Annotated in this window: 17 protein-coding genes; 13 read left to right on the forward strand and 4 right to left on the reverse strand. The window is 47.1% G+C overall.

The window, feature by feature from the left end; translation table 11 throughout:
• Positions 1-52 precede the first annotated feature (52 nt).
• The 3 genes from FE296_RS17260 to FE296_RS17270 all read right to left on the reverse strand — a co-directional run bounded on the left by FE296_RS17260 (position 53) and on the right by FE296_RS17270 (position 3,575).
• Complete coding sequence (locus FE296_RS17260; RefSeq protein WP_074092610.1) at positions 53-892, reverse strand: methyl-accepting chemotaxis protein; 840 nt, start codon at positions 890-892, stop codon at positions 53-55.
• Between the two features lie 215 nt (positions 893-1,107).
• A complete protein-coding gene (gene nrdG / locus FE296_RS17265; protein ID WP_124116622.1) occupies positions 1,108-1,617 on the reverse strand; it encodes an anaerobic ribonucleoside-triphosphate reductase activating protein in 510 nt (169 codons plus the stop codon).
• A complete protein-coding gene (locus tag FE296_RS17270; RefSeq protein ID WP_124116621.1) occupies positions 1,614-3,575 on the reverse strand; it encodes an anaerobic ribonucleoside triphosphate reductase in 1,962 nt (653 codons plus the stop codon). Before FE296_RS17270 ends, nrdG begins: the two co-directional genes overlap by 4 nt.
• A gap of 483 nt (positions 3,576-4,058) precedes the next feature.
• Here FE296_RS17270 and FE296_RS17275 point away from each other — a divergent pair, with 483 nt between their 5' ends.
• Positions 4,059-5,696 carry an ATP-binding response regulator gene (locus FE296_RS17275; RefSeq protein ID WP_150365788.1) on the forward strand — a complete coding sequence of 546 codons (1,638 nt, stop codon included), beginning with the start codon at positions 4,059-4,061 and terminating at the stop codon, positions 5,694-5,696.
• Between the two features lie 158 nt (positions 5,697-5,854).
• The gene (locus FE296_RS17280; protein ID WP_124116619.1) at positions 5,855-6,793 is read left to right on the forward strand and encodes an aldo/keto reductase family protein; all 939 of its coding nucleotides are present in this window, start codon (positions 5,855-5,857) and stop codon (positions 6,791-6,793) included.
• Positions 6,794-6,917: 124 nt separating this feature from the next.
• Here the strand turns inward: FE296_RS17280 and FE296_RS17285 are convergent, their stop codons facing one another.
• Complete coding sequence (locus tag FE296_RS17285; protein ID WP_150365789.1) at positions 6,918-8,030, reverse strand: GGDEF domain-containing protein; 1,113 nt, start codon at positions 8,028-8,030, stop codon at positions 6,918-6,920.
• A gap of 272 nt (positions 8,031-8,302) precedes the next feature.
• Between FE296_RS17285 and FE296_RS17290 the strand changes: the two genes are divergently transcribed.
• The 11 genes from FE296_RS17290 to FE296_RS17340 all read left to right on the forward strand — a co-directional run bounded on the left by FE296_RS17290 (position 8,303) and on the right by FE296_RS17340 (position 17,654).
• On the forward strand, positions 8,303-8,698 hold the full coding sequence (locus FE296_RS17290) for a Fur family transcriptional regulator (protein ID WP_036612807.1): 396 nt from the start codon (positions 8,303-8,305) through the stop codon (positions 8,696-8,698).
• Positions 8,674-9,480: a winged helix-turn-helix transcriptional regulator gene (locus FE296_RS17295; RefSeq protein ID WP_150365790.1), complete on the forward strand. Its 807-nt coding sequence runs from the start codon at positions 8,674-8,676 to the stop codon at positions 9,478-9,480. The genes FE296_RS17290 and FE296_RS17295 overlap by 25 nt, the downstream gene beginning before the upstream one ends.
• 291 nt (positions 9,481-9,771) lie before the next feature.
• Positions 9,772-11,235, forward strand: coding sequence for a catalase (locus FE296_RS17300; protein WP_150365873.1), 1,464 nt, complete (start codon positions 9,772-9,774; stop codon positions 11,233-11,235).
• A 209-nt stretch (positions 11,236-11,444) separates the two neighbouring features.
• On the forward strand, positions 11,445-11,861 hold the full coding sequence (locus tag FE296_RS17305) for a BlaI/MecI/CopY family transcriptional regulator (protein ID WP_017691824.1): 417 nt from the start codon (positions 11,445-11,447) through the stop codon (positions 11,859-11,861).
• Position 11,862: 1 nt separating this feature from the next.
• Positions 11,863-12,723 (forward strand): M56 family metallopeptidase, encoded by an 861-nt coding sequence (locus tag FE296_RS17310; protein WP_124116615.1) that lies wholly within the window; start codon positions 11,863-11,865, stop codon positions 12,721-12,723.
• Between the two features lie 49 nt (positions 12,724-12,772).
• Positions 12,773-13,186, forward strand: a complete 414-nt coding sequence (locus FE296_RS17315; protein ID WP_150365791.1) for a DoxX family protein — start codon at positions 12,773-12,775, stop codon at positions 13,184-13,186.
• Positions 13,187-13,384: 198 nt separating this feature from the next.
• Entirely contained in the window at positions 13,385-14,086 is a 702-nt protein-coding gene (locus tag FE296_RS17320; protein ID WP_150365792.1) for a pirin family protein, read from the forward strand.
• Positions 14,087-14,130: 44 nt separating this feature from the next.
• A complete protein-coding gene (locus tag FE296_RS17325) occupies positions 14,131-14,466 on the forward strand; it encodes a hypothetical protein (RefSeq protein WP_124116613.1) in 336 nt (111 codons plus the stop codon).
• A 174-nt stretch (positions 14,467-14,640) separates the two neighbouring features.
• On the forward strand, positions 14,641-16,236 hold the full coding sequence (locus tag FE296_RS17330; protein WP_124116612.1) for a spore germination protein: 1,596 nt from the start codon (positions 14,641-14,643) through the stop codon (positions 16,234-16,236).
• A gap of 4 nt (positions 16,237-16,240) precedes the next feature.
• Complete coding sequence (locus FE296_RS17335) at positions 16,241-17,440, forward strand: Ger(x)C family spore germination protein (protein ID WP_124116611.1); 1,200 nt, start codon at positions 16,241-16,243, stop codon at positions 17,438-17,440.
• Positions 17,433-17,654: a hypothetical protein gene (locus tag FE296_RS17340; protein ID WP_124116610.1), complete on the forward strand. Its 222-nt coding sequence runs from the start codon at positions 17,433-17,435 to the stop codon at positions 17,652-17,654. Before FE296_RS17335 ends, FE296_RS17340 begins: the two co-directional genes overlap by 8 nt.
• Positions 17,655-17,695: the final 41 nt, after the last annotated feature.

A 17,695-nucleotide genomic window follows, 5' to 3' on the forward strand; every position in this document is an offset into this window, starting at 1 on the left:
TTGTTTGTTGTTTGCTATCAAACGCATTTTTTATTGTCCATTAAACGTATTTTTATTTTCCGTCAAACGTAATCATTTTTTGTACAAATTGCTTCAATTGTTTGTTGGTTTCATTCAACTGCTCAATCGTGCTCATAAAATTGTTTACGAGTTCAGCCTGCTCTTGGGAGCTTGCAGTGATCTCACCCAGTTCATTCTCCATGCCTTGAATGGATTGCCGAACCGAGAGAAGAGAATCTTCAATACGGGCCGTTGCTTCTTTGGTATCGACAGACAGTTTGCGAATTTCTTTGGCAACTACGCCAAAACCTGCACCTGCTTCACCTACACGAGCCGCTTCAATGGCTGCATTCAAGCCGAGCAGATTGGTTTGTTCGGAGATTTCACGAATGAAGCTGGCGACTTGAGTTACATTTCCTGATTTCTGTACGGCTTGTTTGGAGTTGTTCCGGATCTCTTCGGTTGTGGCACTGAGTTCCTCGGAGTGTGCTGCCACATGCTGTACACTGTCAATTAGCTGGTTAGTCAGATTTTCGGTAGCATCCATGAGCTGTTGCAGCTGGTCCTGGTCATCCATACTGTAGAGCAGGTTAAACAGGGCGATGACTTCACCTTGTTCATTTTTAATGGGGATAAAGGCCACGTCAAAAGGAACTCCGAATAAATCTTTAGGGTAGTGATCGAATCGTTTGACTGTACCGCCGTTGAGATCGGCAAAATTTCGATTTCCATCCAATAGAGGGTCGCCGGGTTGATAATTCAGTTGCTTTAACGATTCCCCTGCTGAGAAATATAGGAATTTCTCATGATCAATAACGGAGAGGGTTACATCCTGACGAATCGTATCTCGAAAGAAAGGCATACATGTAATTAATGCTTGAACAATATCCATATAAAAGATGATTCCTCCCTGGTACCTTATGTAAACGGTTAAATTTTTAAATGCTAACTTAATAACTACCTATATTATATATCGTCATGCAATAGAGAAGAAAATAGAGAGAATGGATAAAACCTATTTCTTAAAGCAGACCGCTATACGCCAACAAGACACGAGTCCGCTGGGACCCGTGTCTTGTTAGTTGGTGAGGGGAATAAAACCAATGTTTACAGCATACTGAGCTGTATTGTAACGATGGTTCGAGTGGCTAGTGTTGCACTGACATCAATCAAACGTTGATTTCGACTGCCGCGGAAGGGCAGGGAGACATCACGCTCCGCTTCAACGTATCGACCGTCAATAATCACATCGCATAACCGGGCAAGCTCTGCTCTCGCAGGGTCGGTAATCAGTTCTTCATATTCAAATCCCGTGTAGGCCCATACCGTCAGATCAGGACGTGCAGCGCGGAGCTGCTGGACCCAGGACGTACATTCTGCCGCCGAGAAAAAGGGATCACCACCACACAACGTAACGCCATCCAGCAATGGATGGGTCGTCACTTCATGCAGAATCTGCTGCTGCCGCTCCTCTGTAAAGGGCTCACCCGCTCGAAAGCTCCATGAATCCGGACTGAAGCAGCCCGGACAGGCGTGACGACATCCGCTGATGAACAACACGGCACGCAGGCCTGTCCCTTCATTCACCGATTCCGGAATGTAACCATATAGATTCACCGGTGTTTCACCCGATCCCGCACTTCGGCCTGCTTCGCAGCATTGAAGCGTACTTTGTAATCTCCGGTCAGATAGCCAGTTACGCGGCGTAATCGCTGGAAGTGTACATGGTTCTCGTGGGCTTCACAGCCTGGGCATACATCCCCAATGACGCCTTCATAACCACATGCAGGGCAGCGATCAATCGGATGATTAATGGAGAAATAACCGATATCCTGCGCCAGTGCATACTGCACAATTCGCAGGAAAGCTGCGGTGTTGGCCCGAACGTTTCCGTCAAGCTCCACATAGGAGATTGCACCCGCGTTACATAAATTGTGGAACGGGGCCTCCAGTTCAATCTTCCGATAAGCTGGAAGGGTGTGATATACCGGGATATGGAATGAGTTCGTATAATACTCACGATCATTAACCCCAGCAATGAGGCCGTATCGCTCTCTGTCGATCTTCGTGAATTTGCCGGACAACCCTTCAGCAGGTGTGGCAAACAGTGTGATATTCAAGTTATGCTGCTCGCTCATCCGGTCACAGAACTCTCTCATGGTCCGAATAATGTTGAGCGCTTCGCGGTGTACATGAGGGTCCTGCCCATGATGGCGCCCATAGAGAGCTGTCATACATTCCGCGAGACCGATAAAACCAAGAGATAACGTTCCATGCTTTAATAGATCGGCAACCGGCTCGTTCGGACCAAGCTGTTCTCCACCTTCCCATACACCTTCCCGCATCATGAAGTCCGATGCCTTGGCAGGCTGTGCTGTCTGAATTCGGTAGCGGTGCAGCAGGCCGGAAGCGGCATTATGCATAACCGACTCCAAAGCAGTATAGAATCCGGCCCGGTCAGCGACAGCTCTGGCACCTTGGCAGATGCCAAATCGGATGCCGAGCTTGACGAGGTTAATGGTGTTGAAGGACAGGTTACCTTTACCACTTTGACGATTGCGACCAAACCGGTCAGCCAGTGTACGTGTGCGGCATCCCATAGTTGCGATGATCGTATCCGGATCTTCCGGATGATAGAAAGGCAGATTGAAAGAGGCATCCACATTGACAAAGTTAGGATACATCCGCCGGGATGAACAGGTGACTGCGAGCCGGAACAAATCATAGTTCGGCTCACCTTGAGCCTGATTGATCCCTTGTTTGCACTGGAAAATATGTTGAGGGAACACGGGAGTCTCCCCGTTGCCCAGGCCACGAATGGTTGCTTCCAGCAATGAGCGTGATACCAACCGACCTTCTGCTGATGTACATAATCCATAGTTCAGTGAAGTAAATGGAATCTGACCACCTGCCCGGCTGCTCATCGTATTCAGGTTGTGAATCAGTGATTCAGCAGCTTGTCCTGTCTCCAGTTCAGTCTCTTCATAGGCGAAGGCATATGCGCGCGGGCACTGATTCTTCGCTTCGATGCTGTCCAGATGAAGCTGTTCATCCTCGAGCAGGGTATGCTCACCAAAAAGGCGTTGCCCTTTGCGATAATGTTTGCGGAACGATCGCTGTACGTAAGGGGCCAAATCCCAGTCAATCTTATTGGCCGATACACCGCCATATTGACTGTTCTGCTGGGATTGGAAGATGATCGCAACCAGTGCCATTGCAGACATGATCGTCTGAGGTGCGCGAACCGATCCGTTGCCTGTATTGAAGCCCGCAGCAAGGAGACGGTCAAACGGAATAAAGATGCAGTTGGTCGTTCCAAGTGCATACTGATCCAGATCGTGTACATACAGATCCCCATTCTCCACAGCTTGGGCAAGCTCTTCTGGCAACACATGACGCAGAGCATGCCACTTGGCTGTCTCCGAACCGAGCCTGCTCATCTTACCGCTGAAGGAGTCACCGTTCAGATTCGCATTTTCCCTCAGCGTATCGGCGTCTTCTGCGCCAATAATTCGTCTTCCCAGGTCGGATAATAGATCGGATGCCGGTGGAGTGGCATACTCAAGCATGTTCATGTAAGGTTCCTCCTAAAATGATTTTGGGTATCATTCAATTCACGATAAATACTATATGTAGATTCGTATTATCCATTTATAAACTATATGTGGTTTTTTGGGTGTGATAATGGTCACACAACGTAGAGGGCAAAGTGGACTTTCCTTTAATTGCTGCGGATAAAGGTTCCCAAAGTCTGAGTAGAAGCGTATAATTGCTAGTTATCCTGCAAGGATAATTATACGAAGTCGGACAAGATGGACTTTAATCAATCTGAAAAGGCAATTTGCAATACATTTTCCGTTTTTAAACTATCAGTTCAAGACCTGCTTTTGTCCGACAACGGGCTATCGGCAGGCAGAATGATTCTCTTTTACTTCTACGGTGTTAATCATATAAGTATAGATTGTGACAGCTATTCGGATTCTTGATGAACCCTTGTACGTGATTAAACATTCTGATATACAGATTAGAAAGTGCAGCTAAGACAAAAGGGGTGGATCATGGGGACGGCAGAAGGCATTACGAGAGGCTTCTATGAAGATATAAAGGAAGCTGCGGCCCATATCGTAGACGTATTAAGCGGTATATTGAAGGTCAATACCATCTTTGTTGCCACGAATGACGGGGTGACCAATGTCATTTTGGAGGCCTTTAATCGTACGGAAGAGTTGATTGTTAAAGGCAGTGAGCTTTCATTTAACGAATCATATTGCAGTCTGGTGTTAAGAGACAAAGGTAGCGTTCTTACCATTCAGAATACATGTGAAAACCCAATGACAAGCTCCATGGACGTCACGAGTGGGCTTGGGAGTCGTTTCTTCGTGGGTGTACCTATCATACGAAGATCTGGCGAAGCATTTGGAACGATATGTCTAATGGACAATGCTGGTTATGTGATCAGTGAAACGGATATGAAGACGCTGAACGCGATGGCTGTCTTTCTGGGATATGTTGTGGATCTGGAGAGCACCCTGCATGTGCAGGAACGAAAATTGAGTGACTCGGAACAAATGAAAGAGCAGCTCCAGGCAGAGAAAGAACGTGCCGAATCTGAGGCCATGACCAAAACACAGATGTTGAAGTTGATGAGTCACGAGATTCGCAATCCCTTGAACGGTATTTTGGGACTGACAGATCTGATGCGTACACCGGACATGCCTGAAGAGCAATCGGAGTATGTAAATATGATCGAGACGAGTGGCAACATACTACTCTCGCTCCTGAATAATATGATGAACTTCAATATTAATGAGGCAGGCAAAACGGTTATCCATGATGATCCATTTGATCTGGTTGGCACCATTGAAAATACCGTTTATCTCTATGCCGGAATGGCATCGGGCAAGAATATTGATCTGGGATTGAATCTTGATTTGAATGTGTCGCAAGTATTTGTTGGTGATGAGATCAAGATCGGACAGCTGCTCGCACATGTCATTCAATATGCTCTGGATTCAACACGTGAAGGCTCAGTTCTGATCACGGCCGTGGTGAACGGCGAAGAGACGGAGGATATGGGTACACTTGCACTCAAGGTGAAGTACACGGGTCAGATGGTATCCGATAAGAATTTGCGTACTTTGAACGGCCAAGATGAAAATATGGATATCCAAAAACTGATCGGAAGCAATCTGGGTTTGGCGGTAAGCCAAAATCTTGCCATTCTCATGCATGGCCGTATTCAGGTGAGTAGTGTGGGAGAGAATGAGACGGAATTCCATATTGCCCTTCCCTTACGCAGATACTGGGAGTTACCTCAACTTTCAAGTATTCAGCAGCGGTTAAAAGGGAAAAAGGTGCTGCTCGCCAAGGACCCGGATATATTGCAAGGCGTTTCTTCCCTGATGCGCAGATGGGAGATGGATGTGCATATGACCTCGGGTTCGAGTGTAGCACATGAGTGGATCAAGGAGGGCTTCAAGCCGGATGTAGCCGTTGTGGATATGGGACTTCAAGAGGGCGGCGCAGTTGATTTCGTACATGAAATGAAACAGCGGCTGGAGAATCTGCCCGTCATTGTTCTGGTTCCATATGGTATGCACATTGACCCGCACGAAGCGGAAACCTTTGATGCTGTTCTGACGAAACCGGTCAGACAGGCTGATCTGTTGAATGCATTGAGTATTACTTTGACTTAAATCATGATCAGAAGACAAATCTTTATTCGGCGCACCTTATAGGTGCGCTTTTTTTCATTTTCCATTTTCTGAGCCAAAGCCCTTTTATTCCGAGCTGGTTACGTTACAATAGAAAGTGAACTTCATCTTTATAACCAACAGAGGAGGATATGCAATCAATGGATTATCGCAGATTAGGTGGAAGCGGACTGAAAGTTAGCGAGATCAGCCTGGGAAGCTGGCTGACGTACGGAGGGTATGTGGAACGTGAGAATGCGGTGAAATCAATTGAAACTGCATTTGATGAAGGCATCAACTTTTTTGATACAGCCAATGTATACGAACGGGGTGCAGCAGAAGAACTGCTTGGGCAGACGCTCAAAGCGTACTCCCGTGACTCTTATGTACTCGCAACCAAAGTATTTGGCAAAATGGGTGATGGTCCGAATGACCAGGGGTTGTCTCGCAAACATATCAAGGAGCAATGTGAAGCCAGCTTGAAGCGCCTGGGCGTTGAATATGTGGATATCTATTACTGCCATCGTTATCATACCGAAACACCAATTGAAGAAACACTCCGCGCGCTCGATGATCTGGTACGACAAGGCAAAGTGTTATATGTAGGCGTCAGCCAGTGGACTGCGGCTCAGATGGAAGCTGCGTTGGGTACAGCAGACCGTCTGCTCCTGGATCGTATCGTGGTCAATCAGCCGGTGTACAACATGTTTGACCGTTATATCGAAAATGAAATTATCCCGCTCGGCGAGCGTAAAGGCATCGGACAAGTCGTATACTCCCCGCTTGCTCAAGGTCTATTAACCGGGAAATATACGTCCGTTTCCGATATCCCAGAGAATAGCCGTGCTGCCAAGCTAGGATGGGACGAAGGAAAGATCAATGCGGATCGTATCGGGAAAGTTCGTCAGCTGATTGAAGTGGCGGACAAGCTGGATCTGAAGGTTGGCCAACTGGCCCTTGCCTGGATTCTGCGCCAGAACAATGTATCCAGTGCACTTGTAGGGGCGAGTCGTCCCGAGCAAGTAAAAGAAAACGCGGCTGCATCTGGCGTGAAGCTGGATGCTGCCATTATCGAGGAGATTGAGAGCATCCTTGCTTGATCTCCTGTCAGCACACAAATTGAGATGAAATATAATAATCCATAAAGCAAGGGATGTCCTGTGCGCCTGAATAGGCGAAAGAGACATCCCTTTTTTGGAGAACGTTGAAAGGTTAGATCTTACTTTAAAGTGTAAGAGGCAAGGAACGAATAGTTAAGGTACACACACGATTACGCCCTGTATTCTTCGCTTCATATAAAGCACGGTCGGCCTGTTCGAAGAAGTCGTCATCGTCATGATCATCACAATGATCGGGATACACGGCTACTCCAATGGAGATAGTTAGACGTGTCGTGTGCCCGTCGGGCAGAGCAAAATGGTATTTCTCTACAGCCTGTCGGATAGATTCGGCGGTAGCCACGGCCTGACGGTGTCCACAGTCGAGCAAGAGAATGGCGAATTCTTCCCCACCGTTTCGTGACACGATATCAGCAGCACGTGCATGCTCAACGAGCAGTTGTCCAAGTTGCTTCAGGACCGCATCGCCAGCGGAATGACCATAGGTGTCGTTTACCTTTTTGAATCGGTCAATATCAATGGCAAGCAAGGAAAGCTTCTGTTGGTAATCCCGGGAACGCTGGAGTTCCAGTTGAAGTGACTTTTCGAACTGTCGTCGATTGCTAAGGTTGGTAAGATGATCGGTAGATGCTCTTTTTTCCAATAGAAATAACATTTCATTGGATTTATTAATGAATTCTGCGATGAAATAGATAAATAATCCACCGGCAAAGGAAATGGTCATTTGTAACGGATATATCTTCATTAATGAATTTATGCTGTCTGTATTCAACATAAGGATGATAAAGATTAATGTCATGCCAAGCAGATTCATTGTAATTATTTTGGTCAGTCTGGACCAGGGAGCATAGGCGAAGTATACACCGGACAGTCCGATCAGAGTCATGACAAATCCTGCATCTATGGCAGAGGATGATAAGCCGAACATCAGAATACGAAGGACCGAGATCATGAGTCCCGTAACGACCGAAGCCAATCCTCCCATATATACCGCTGCGGTAACGATGGCCAGATGACGTAGGTCTACAATCGTAGTTTCGTTCAGAGGGAAAGAATAGTTCATGAGTACTGTGCCATATATACCGAACAATAAGCCGCCGATCAACTGAACACGTAACGAGGGAAAAGGCAATCGGATACTATAGAACTTTGCGATGATCCCAGACACATACATAAACGTAATCATGACACAGATATTAATGAAAAAAGTGCTAAACAACCGACATTCCCCCTTTATACGCACATCCCTACATTTTATCTGAAAAGTGGTGCTGTAGCGAACCATATTATCCCAAATTTATGAGGGGATTGCTGGGAAAGGTGTTTTATTTGCATATACAGGATGTTAGAGCGATATTGACTTCAATATACAATAAGATTTATACTTAATCTAAATCAAAGTTTATTCTTTCTTTTTGGGAAGACCATCATAAGTAGAAGATCAGTGTCTGATTTCATATAAAATGGATCAATAATAAAGGAGAAATGGTTGTGAGAACTTTAAATCTGACGATACAACGGCAAGCGGTATATGATGTGGTGCGTCATTCGGAGGATCACCCAACAGCTGCTGATGTCATGAATCGACTCGTGGAACAAGGATATAATCTGGCCTATGGTACGGTGTATAATTCTCTTCGTTATCTGACGGACAAAGAATTGATACGGGAACTTAAACTCGGAGAGACAGCAAGCCGGTACGATGCCCGTATGGATGATCATCAGCACATCATGTGTGAAGTGTGCGGCAAAGTGGACGAGGTGATGACGGAGGTTCCTCCACAATGGATGAAACAGGTAGCTGAAGAAACCGGATATGCAATCGATCATGCTCATGTGGTCTTTGGAGGTGTCTGCGGGGAATGCAGAAACAAACGGATCAAGTAAAAATAAAACTGCCTGGCCGCCGTTTACCCCTAAGGGTTAAACCAGCCTTGTCCGACTCAGCACCGCTTGTGGACAATTGTCCTGTTACACGGCGTGTTATTCTGATCAGCCCGATGCCGGGGCAGGTTCATGAACTGGTAAAAGCCTTAACGGATAGCTGCTTTGATGTACTGGTCTTCCATCGCTGGGAACCGGATCTGCATGAGCGTCTTGTCTTTGATCTGTTGATCTATGACCTGTCTGTGGCCGGAACTATCGATGCTTTTGCTGGAATTAGCAGCCGATTGAATCGTGAGGCTGAGCATACAACCCCTTGTCTGTATCTGGTCGGTGAGAAGATGATTGGCAGTGCGAGTGGACCGATGCTTCAGGAGGAATTGCTGGTGTGGCCTGCACGCCCGCAGGAGGCACTTTACCGGGTGCAGCGCATGATTGGCAACAGTCCTGCTTTGCCCAATCGTGGGTTTTTGCCTGAGGAAGGGCACCGTATCGGATTTAAGGATCTGTGGCTCGATCGTGAACGGATGAGTGTACAGCGCGATAATAACCGGATTCATCTAACCAAGACCGAATATGATCTGTTACTCAAGCTGATTGATGCCAAAGGTGCAGTCATTTCCCGTGAGGAGATGCTCAGCGATATCTGGGAGACGGACTTTACGGGTGGAAGTAATGTGGTTGATGTTCATATCAAAAGCTTGCGCAAAAAATTGGGCGATAACGCATCTTCGCCGCAATATATTGTCACTGTAAGAGGAGTGGGCTACCGCCTGGCGGATTAGTCCGCTTTTTTTTTGCCTAATGTTATCGTTGACCTCATGTATTTTCGGATAGAACCTAATAGATATAGTAAATCCGGATCACTTCCTTAAAAACATGTTCATAGTTCATTCATGAAGTGTTGAAGAACCTCATCTTAATCTCATGCGAACCTCATGCAAGAGCAGAGTGGGACATGTTAGAATCAATTTAACAGTTAGATCAAGTCTAAATGTATATTTAAACTGAAGCCGAATATGATTTTAATAGTAGATATATAGCAGCCGTGAGACCCATTAGAGGAGGACGACATGATGACAGAACGTATGACAACGAATCAGGGAGCACCTGTAGGTGACAACCAGAATTCCCGCACAGCAGGCAGAAGAGGACCAACACTGCTTGAAGACTACCATCTCATTGAGAAAATAGCCCACTTTGACCGTGAACGTATTCCCGAAAGAGTTGTACATGCAAGAGGAGCAGGCGCTCATGGTGTATTCACGCTAGAGCAGAGTATGAAGGAGTATACAACAGCGGACTTCCTGCAAGATCCGGGTACGGAGACGGATGTGCTGGTTCGTTTTTCGACCGTTATTCACGGTACGGGATCACCAGAGACTGCACGAGATCCACGTGGATTTGCCGTCAAATTCTACACACGGGAAGGCAACTATGATATCGTAGGCAACCATCTGCCCGTTTTCTTCATTCGTGATGCCATGAAGTTCCCGGACATGGTGCATTCCTTGAAGCCGGCTCCAGATACAAACATTCAGGAACCAGCTCGTTATTGGGACTTCATGACCCTCTCACCGGAATCAACACATATGATGACCTGGTTGTTCTCTGATCTGGGTACACCGGCAAGTTATCGGGAGATGGATGGTTTCGGCGTACATGCTTTCAAATGGATTAATGCACAGGGGCAAGTCCATTATGTGAAATATAAGTGGGAGTCTGCACAAGGCGTGCGAGGCTTCTCTCGTCAGGAAGCTGCCGAGGTACAAGGACAGGACTTTAATCATGCTACCCGGGACCTGCATGAACATATCAAGAACGGGCAATACCCGCAGTGGAAGTTACAGGTACAGCTTTTGAAGCCAGAGCAAATGGATGATTTTGCTTTTGATCCGCTCGACCCAACCAAAACATGGCCTGAAGATGTATTACCGTTCCATACGGTGGGCACCATGACCCTGAATCGGAATCCGCAAAACTTCTTTGCTGAAGTGGAGCAGGCGGCCTTTTCTCCTAGTGCGCTTGTACCTGGAATTGAGCCTTCCGAAGATAAATTGCTGCAAGGACGCCTATTCTCCTATCCGGATACACAGCGGCACCGGCTTGGAACGAACTATTTGCAAATTCCGGTGAATTGCCCGTACGCACCTGTTCGTAATTATCAGCGTGATGGACTCATGAATGTGAATCAGGACCCATCTCCGGTGAACTATGAACCCAACAGTTCAGGAAACAGCCCGCAAGAAGATCCGGCATACCGGGACAGTCAGGTTCCGCTGCAAGGGCATGTTACAAGAGAGAAAATCGAGAAGACGGATGATTACACACAGTCAGGTGAGCTTTTCCGTTCATTTACTCCTGTAGAGCAGCAGCATTTGCTGGATAATCTGATCAATGACCTTAAGGGCGTATCTGTTGATATTCAAATGCGTGCTCTATGCCATTTCTTCCGGGCGGATGGACAGCTTGGCGGACGTTTGGCTCATGGACTCGGCGTGGATATTTCTGCACATATGCCGTCACAGGATGGAAAATAAAGTGCAGTTTGACCCTGTACTCGCAACATCATACGGACTAATATTTGGGGAAGACCGGGAAAACCGCGAACGTGCGGAATTTCCCGGTCTTTGGCCTTTTTTACTGAAATGGAAAACAAATTTACAAATCATTTACATAAAATAGCTGACATAGAGGTTGACTTCTCATTTGTTGGCACTACAATGGGTAGTGTGAGGGGTGTCAGAAAATGAGAATACACAATTTCAAAGTGGGTGAGCGTGGGCTCAACCGATTTTTTGGTCCACTGGAAGCCAAGATCATGGACATTTTATGGGCTCGTCCTGGCAGCAGCATCCGTGAAGTGCAGACCGCACTTGAACAAGACAAAGACGTCAATTTTAATACAGTCATGACCGTGATGAACCGGCTCGTAGACAAGGGACTTCTCGGAAAGTCACAAAAGGGCAGAACATCTTTGTACCAACCGGTACAGAGCAAGGAGGAGTTTATGAACGATCAATCCAAGGAACTGTCACATGAGTTGGTGGATGAATTCGGAGCTCTGGCATTGAATCATATGCTGGATGCGCTGGACGAAGCAGATGCGGGTCTGATTGAACGCCTGGAACAGAAGATCAAACAATGGAAAAAGGATAGCGATTAAGATGTGGAAGACCCGCTCGAAACTTTTGTTTACCGTCGGGTTTGGCATTCCGTTACTCGTGTTCATGCAGATGTTCATGTACGCGATGTACAAAATTTTTGGCTGGGATATCCCGTTTAACCTGCTCTGGCTCTGCAATCATTGGATGAGTCGACTCGGTTGGTTATCCGTGGGACATTTCCTGCTGGCACTGGTATTGCTAACATTTGCGGGTACAGGTTGGCTGCTAATGGTGCGTATGATGAAAACCAGAGCAGCCGTACGTAAGCTTCGCTCCATGGAAGTGCGTGCATTGTCCCGCGAACTGGAGTCCAAGTATCACCATCTCGGACAGCCGGGATTCATTGTGGTGGACAAGCATTCTCCGGTTGCATTTACAATTGGTTTATGGAGGCCTTGCATCGTACTCTCCACGGGGCTTCTGACGATGCTGGATGCAGAAGAGGAGACGGCAGTTGTGTACCACGAAGTCCATCATCTGTGGCACCGTGACCCACTGAAGACGACACTGTTATCGGTATTTGCAATCATGATGCCATATATTCCCGTATTGAAGCATACTTCGAAACATTACAATATCGTTAGAGAAATTCTGGCAGACAATGAGGCTATTGAGCGTACAGGCAATGTGGCAAGCATTGGCAGTGCTTTGCTCAAGCTGCTTCGTGCTTGTCCTGAACCTAGGGGGGCAAAGGAACTGACCGTTCAGTCCTCATTTGCGGATACGTCGGTGAATGTCCGAATTTCACGTCTGCTCGACCCGGAACAGGACGTGACGCTGAGATTGCCACGTTATGCTGTTTTGATGTCGGCTACTGTTTTTCTATTGCTGTCTATCTTGTTTGTTTGGTCCATCGGATAGATTAATTGGGCTAAATTGAAGTCGAATATAATGAGAAAGGAAGATGAACATGAATAATAAAAGTGTAGAGATTGGATTACTTTTCTCAAGGATTATGATCGGTTTGATCTTTGTATTGCATGGCTGGAGTAAATTCGAAGGTGGAATCAGCGGTACAGTAGGTTTCTTCGAAAGTATCGGTATTCCCGGATTTCTTGCATACGTTGTAGCCATCATTGAGTTGGTAGGTGGTGCAGCGATGATTCTGGGTCTGGGAACACGTGTGTTTGCTGCCCTGTTTGCCATCGTGATGGTTGGCGTTCTGTTTACAGCCAAAATGGGTGAGCCGTTCCTGAGTGGTACCGAGTTAGATTACCTGCTGCTTGCGGGTTCCCTGACACTGCTCTTCACCGGAAGCCGCCTCCTGGCCGTGGATTATCTGTTCTCCAGACAGGGGAACGCTCGCCAGAATGTGAGTGCTTGATTTGACTAACGATTGCTAAAAATAATGAAGTGCAGGATTAGTCCTGTAATGAGGTTCTTTATTGGCCAGGCCGGTTCGGGAATTGATTTGCGAACCGGGCTGATCAGTAGAGAACTTTTTTCGTTTGGACGACATGCCTGAGGTTTGTTACAATGAGAATAAGTATGCTACTAAGAAAAAATAAGGAGGATGCAATTTATGATTAACGTCATTTCATCCGATGCCCGCTCCAGCTTCGATCGAGGCTGGCTCCGTGGTAGTCACAGCTTTTCATTCGGAGAATACCAAGACCCGGAGAATACGGCGTTTGGACCGATGCGGGTAGCGAACGACGATGTGATTGCGCCTGGTCGCGGTTTTGGAGCTCACCCGCATAGTGACATGGAGATTGTATCCATCGTACTGAACGGCAAGTTGCGACATGAAGATAACCTGGGCAATGTAGCCGTTACAGGCTTTGGTGGTATTCAGCGGATGTCAGCAGGCAGTGGCATGATTCATACCGAACATAATGCATCCGATACCGAAGAAGTACGTTTGCTTCAGCTCTGGTTCATGCCACAGACAAAAGGGTTAGAGCCCTCGTATGAGACCACATCATTTGATCCAGCGGCATTGGCAGGAGCACTCGTGCCGATTGTATCCCCAGATGGGGGACCAAGAGTTGCGACCATTCATCAGGATATGACGATCTACCTTGGCCGATTAGCCAAAGACGAAACGTTAACCTTTAATCAGGATTCGGGCCGCCGGATGTACATTTTCTCCATCGAAGGCAAGCTGGGATTGGATGGAGAGTACCTGTTGAACGAAGGCGACACGGCTCGTGTGGAACAGCGGGATTCAATCGAACTGCAAGGAAACGAAGATACGTTCTATATGATTATTGATTTGCCGTAGATGGCTGATGAAATGAACTCCAAGATGAAGGAGGATATACACGTATGGCGCAACAGGAATGGTTTATGGTTAAACATGCGGTGACCGGGCGAGGATTAGCTAATAGCAAAACAGATTCGCTGTCCTATCGGTTCCAACAGGAAGGTACAGGCTTCATATTTACCGTTACGGGTCTGGACGAGCAGATTGTGGAACAGATTATGGAGCTTAGACAGGAACTGAACGTATTTCGTTTCGTCCAACGCAAAGATCAGCCCCTTTTGAAACACTGGTACTACGTAGAAGGTGAACGGGTTGTGTACGACAGGGAGAGTCACACGCTAAGCATCTATGCGAAGTCGGAGATTCGTTATGTGCCTGAAGATTATTTTGCGGATTAACTTATAAGTAACTATAGAACTTGGAACATCCCAGAGGTCTCTGTTAAATACAGAGGCCTTTTTTGCTGTCTGAAAACTCAGAGAATTTATCGTAATTTTGCAAAAAAGACCACATAATTCCCAGCTGTCTGGCACAAGCTACCTTGTATAAAAACAAGAACGGAGGGGCGGCATATGGCGGACAAAACATCTGGGAAGGTCAAGTCCCGACAACCGGGACGAGCTTCAGAAGAGAAAAAACATATCCCTTTGGGACTGCCATCCCCGCCTTTTCTTCGGCAGCCGATTAGTGCAGTACATGAAACTCAGATTCAGGCGGTAAAGGAGATATTCTCCGATTGCTCGGATGTGGTTTTTCGCAATGTCATGATTACGCCTGAAGTGAAAGGACTTCTGGTCTACATCGAAGGCATTGTTAATTCGGCTGATATCCAGGAACACATGCTGCGTCCGATTATTCGAGGTTTGGTGCAGCAGCGCACAGATGAACCCGATGTTCCGCTGGACGATACAACCGTTGAGCTGACCCAGGTGAAGCGCGTTGAAAGCTGGGCTGCTGCGACAGAAGGGGTGCTGGCATCCTCCGCACTTCTGGTGGTCGATGGAAGTAGCGAAGCCTGGATGTTCAATGTCAAAGGCGGCGTCAGACGTGGTGTGGAGGAACCGCAGACAGAATCCGTGATTCGGGGACCGCGGGAGGGGTTTACCGAAACACTGCGCGTGAATACGGCTTTGCTGCGCTTCAAGCTGAAAACACCTTCTCTCAAGATGGTAAGCATGACTCTTGGCACAGAAACCAAGACCGATATTGTGCTGACCTATCTGGAAGGTATTGCTGATCCAAAAACGATTCAAGATGTCAAGAAACGTCTGGAAAAAATCAATATTGATGGCATCCTGGAAACGGGTTATATCGAGGAATTGATTGAAGATCATCCGTATTCGCCTTTCCCTCAGATGCACTACTCGGAGCGGCCGGATACCGTTGCAGGCAATCTGTTGGAAGGACGCTTTGCCATTATGGTAGATGGAACCCCATTCGCGCTGATTGCTCCAGTCACGATGTGGCAGATGCTGCAAGCCAGTGAGGATTATTACGAACGATTCTTCATCAGTAATCTGGTGCGCTGGATTCGCTTCCTGTTCGTAGCCATCGCTCTGTTCCTGCCAGCCTTGTATATCTCTATTACAACATTTCATCAGGACATGCTGCCAACTACGCTGATTCTAAGTATCGCAGGTGCCCGGGAAGCCATTCCTTTTCCGGCTTTGGTTGAGGCGCTCATTATGGAGCTATCGTTCGAAGCCCTTCGGGAAGCCGGGGTCAGGTTACCCAAAACAGTAGGGCAGGCCGTCAGTATTCTCGGCGCACTTGTGATTGGGCAGGCTGCGGTTCAGGCCGGGATTGTGTCCGCCCCGATGGTTATTATCGTATCCATGACAGGTATAGCTTCCTTCACGATCCCGCGATTTAACTTTGCGATTACGGTGCGTCTGCTCCGATTTCCGATCATGTTACTGGCAGGTATGCTTGGATTATATGGCATCGTCATCGGCTTGGTCCTGATCTCTGTGCATCTGACACAGATGACTTCGTTTGGTGTCCCATATCTCTCCGGTCTTAGCCCTTACAGTAAAACAGATACCAAAGACATTCTCATTCGTGTGCCATGGTGGAAAATGATCAATCGTCCTTCTACGGTACATCGGGATCAGAAACGGATGACCGAAAAGATCAACGGTTCCCCTGAAGCTGAGGAGGGGTGGTGAACCCATGCAGTTCATATATAAGTACCGGGCAGTGATAGCGCTGTTGTTATGTACCACTTTTATTTCAGGTTGCTGGGATCGTAAGGAGATTAACGATGTTGCCTTTGTGATTGGTATTGCTGTTGATAAGGAAGGAGACAACTACAGATCCAGTCTGCAGATTGCACTTCCCGGTCAATCCGGTTCTACCGGCAGTTCGGGAGGTGGCGGGGGTACAAGTGGGGACAAATCCTGGTTCATGTTATCCAATACAGCCAAATCATTGCATGGTACGTCTATTGAAGGTCAAAAGGAACTCTCACGAACAATCTATTATGCGCATCGCCGTACGATGCTTATTGGTGAGGAGCTTGCCAAGGATGGAGTGGCCCCCATGCTTGATCTGTTTACGCGGTATCCGCTGAACCGATTCTCTGCATTGCCAGTGGTCACAAAAGGTTCAGCATATGAGGTCATGGATACGGATGCACCGATAGAGAAGTTTCCATCCGAGATGGTGCGGGAACTGTGCTTCCTCAATATGCGTAATCCACGTTCACTTAAAACGTTTATAGATGCCATTCTTAGTGAAGGTGTGGATCCATTCCTGCCTGTCGCTTCGAAAGTGAGCAATGTTCCAAAAGGGTGGAAGGACGCCAAAACAAACATCAAGCTTGATGGATTGGCCATTTTCAAGAAAGATAAGCTGGTTGGCATGATCGACAAAGCTCCGGCTGATGCGCTCATTCTTGCTATGGGCGAGGCCAATGCGCCGGAGATTATGGTTAAAGCTCCTGGCGGAGATGGAGATATGTTCATCAAGTTGAACGAGAACAACGCTTCACTGCATCCCAGTATCAAGGCTGACAAGGTCACCGTGAATATTGAGTTATATGCCAAGGGAGTTCTCGTAGATAACGAATCCAATTATGGTGACCGACGTGAGAATGAGATTCTGAAGTTACATGAAGCCATTCACCAGAAAATAAAATTGGATATCGAGGAAGGTGTCCGGTTGGTACAGGGAAAATACCATGCGGACATCCTTGGGATCGGTCGATCCATTCATCAACATATGCCAGCCAAGTGGGACACGATGAAGGATCGTTGGGATGACATATACCCTGAAGTTGAGGTGACGGTTACCCCCCATGTCATTATTGAAAACGTTGGGGTGAGCAATAAACCAATCGGCGTCGTAGAGGAGGAAGTTGTACATGATTAAACCACTCTTATTTACCTACCTGGCCATGGCAATTGTGGTCATCTTGATGGATTTCAGACATTTGAAACAGGCAGCTGCCATTAATCGCTGGCTATCCTATAGTTTGATAGCAGTGGCTACGGGCATTTGGTTCTATGTGACTAATCTAAGCAAAACCTTATTTGTGTCGGTATGGATAAGCCACATTATCCAGCGCTTACTGCCCCTGCCCTAGGTTGTGGACAGGATGCATTAAGTTTGCGAGAGGGAAAGGAG

The sequence above is a fragment of the Paenibacillus sp. UASWS1643 genome (assembly GCF_008693195.1).
Classification (GTDB): domain Bacteria; phylum Bacillota; class Bacilli; order Paenibacillales; family Paenibacillaceae; genus Paenibacillus; species Paenibacillus amylolyticus_B.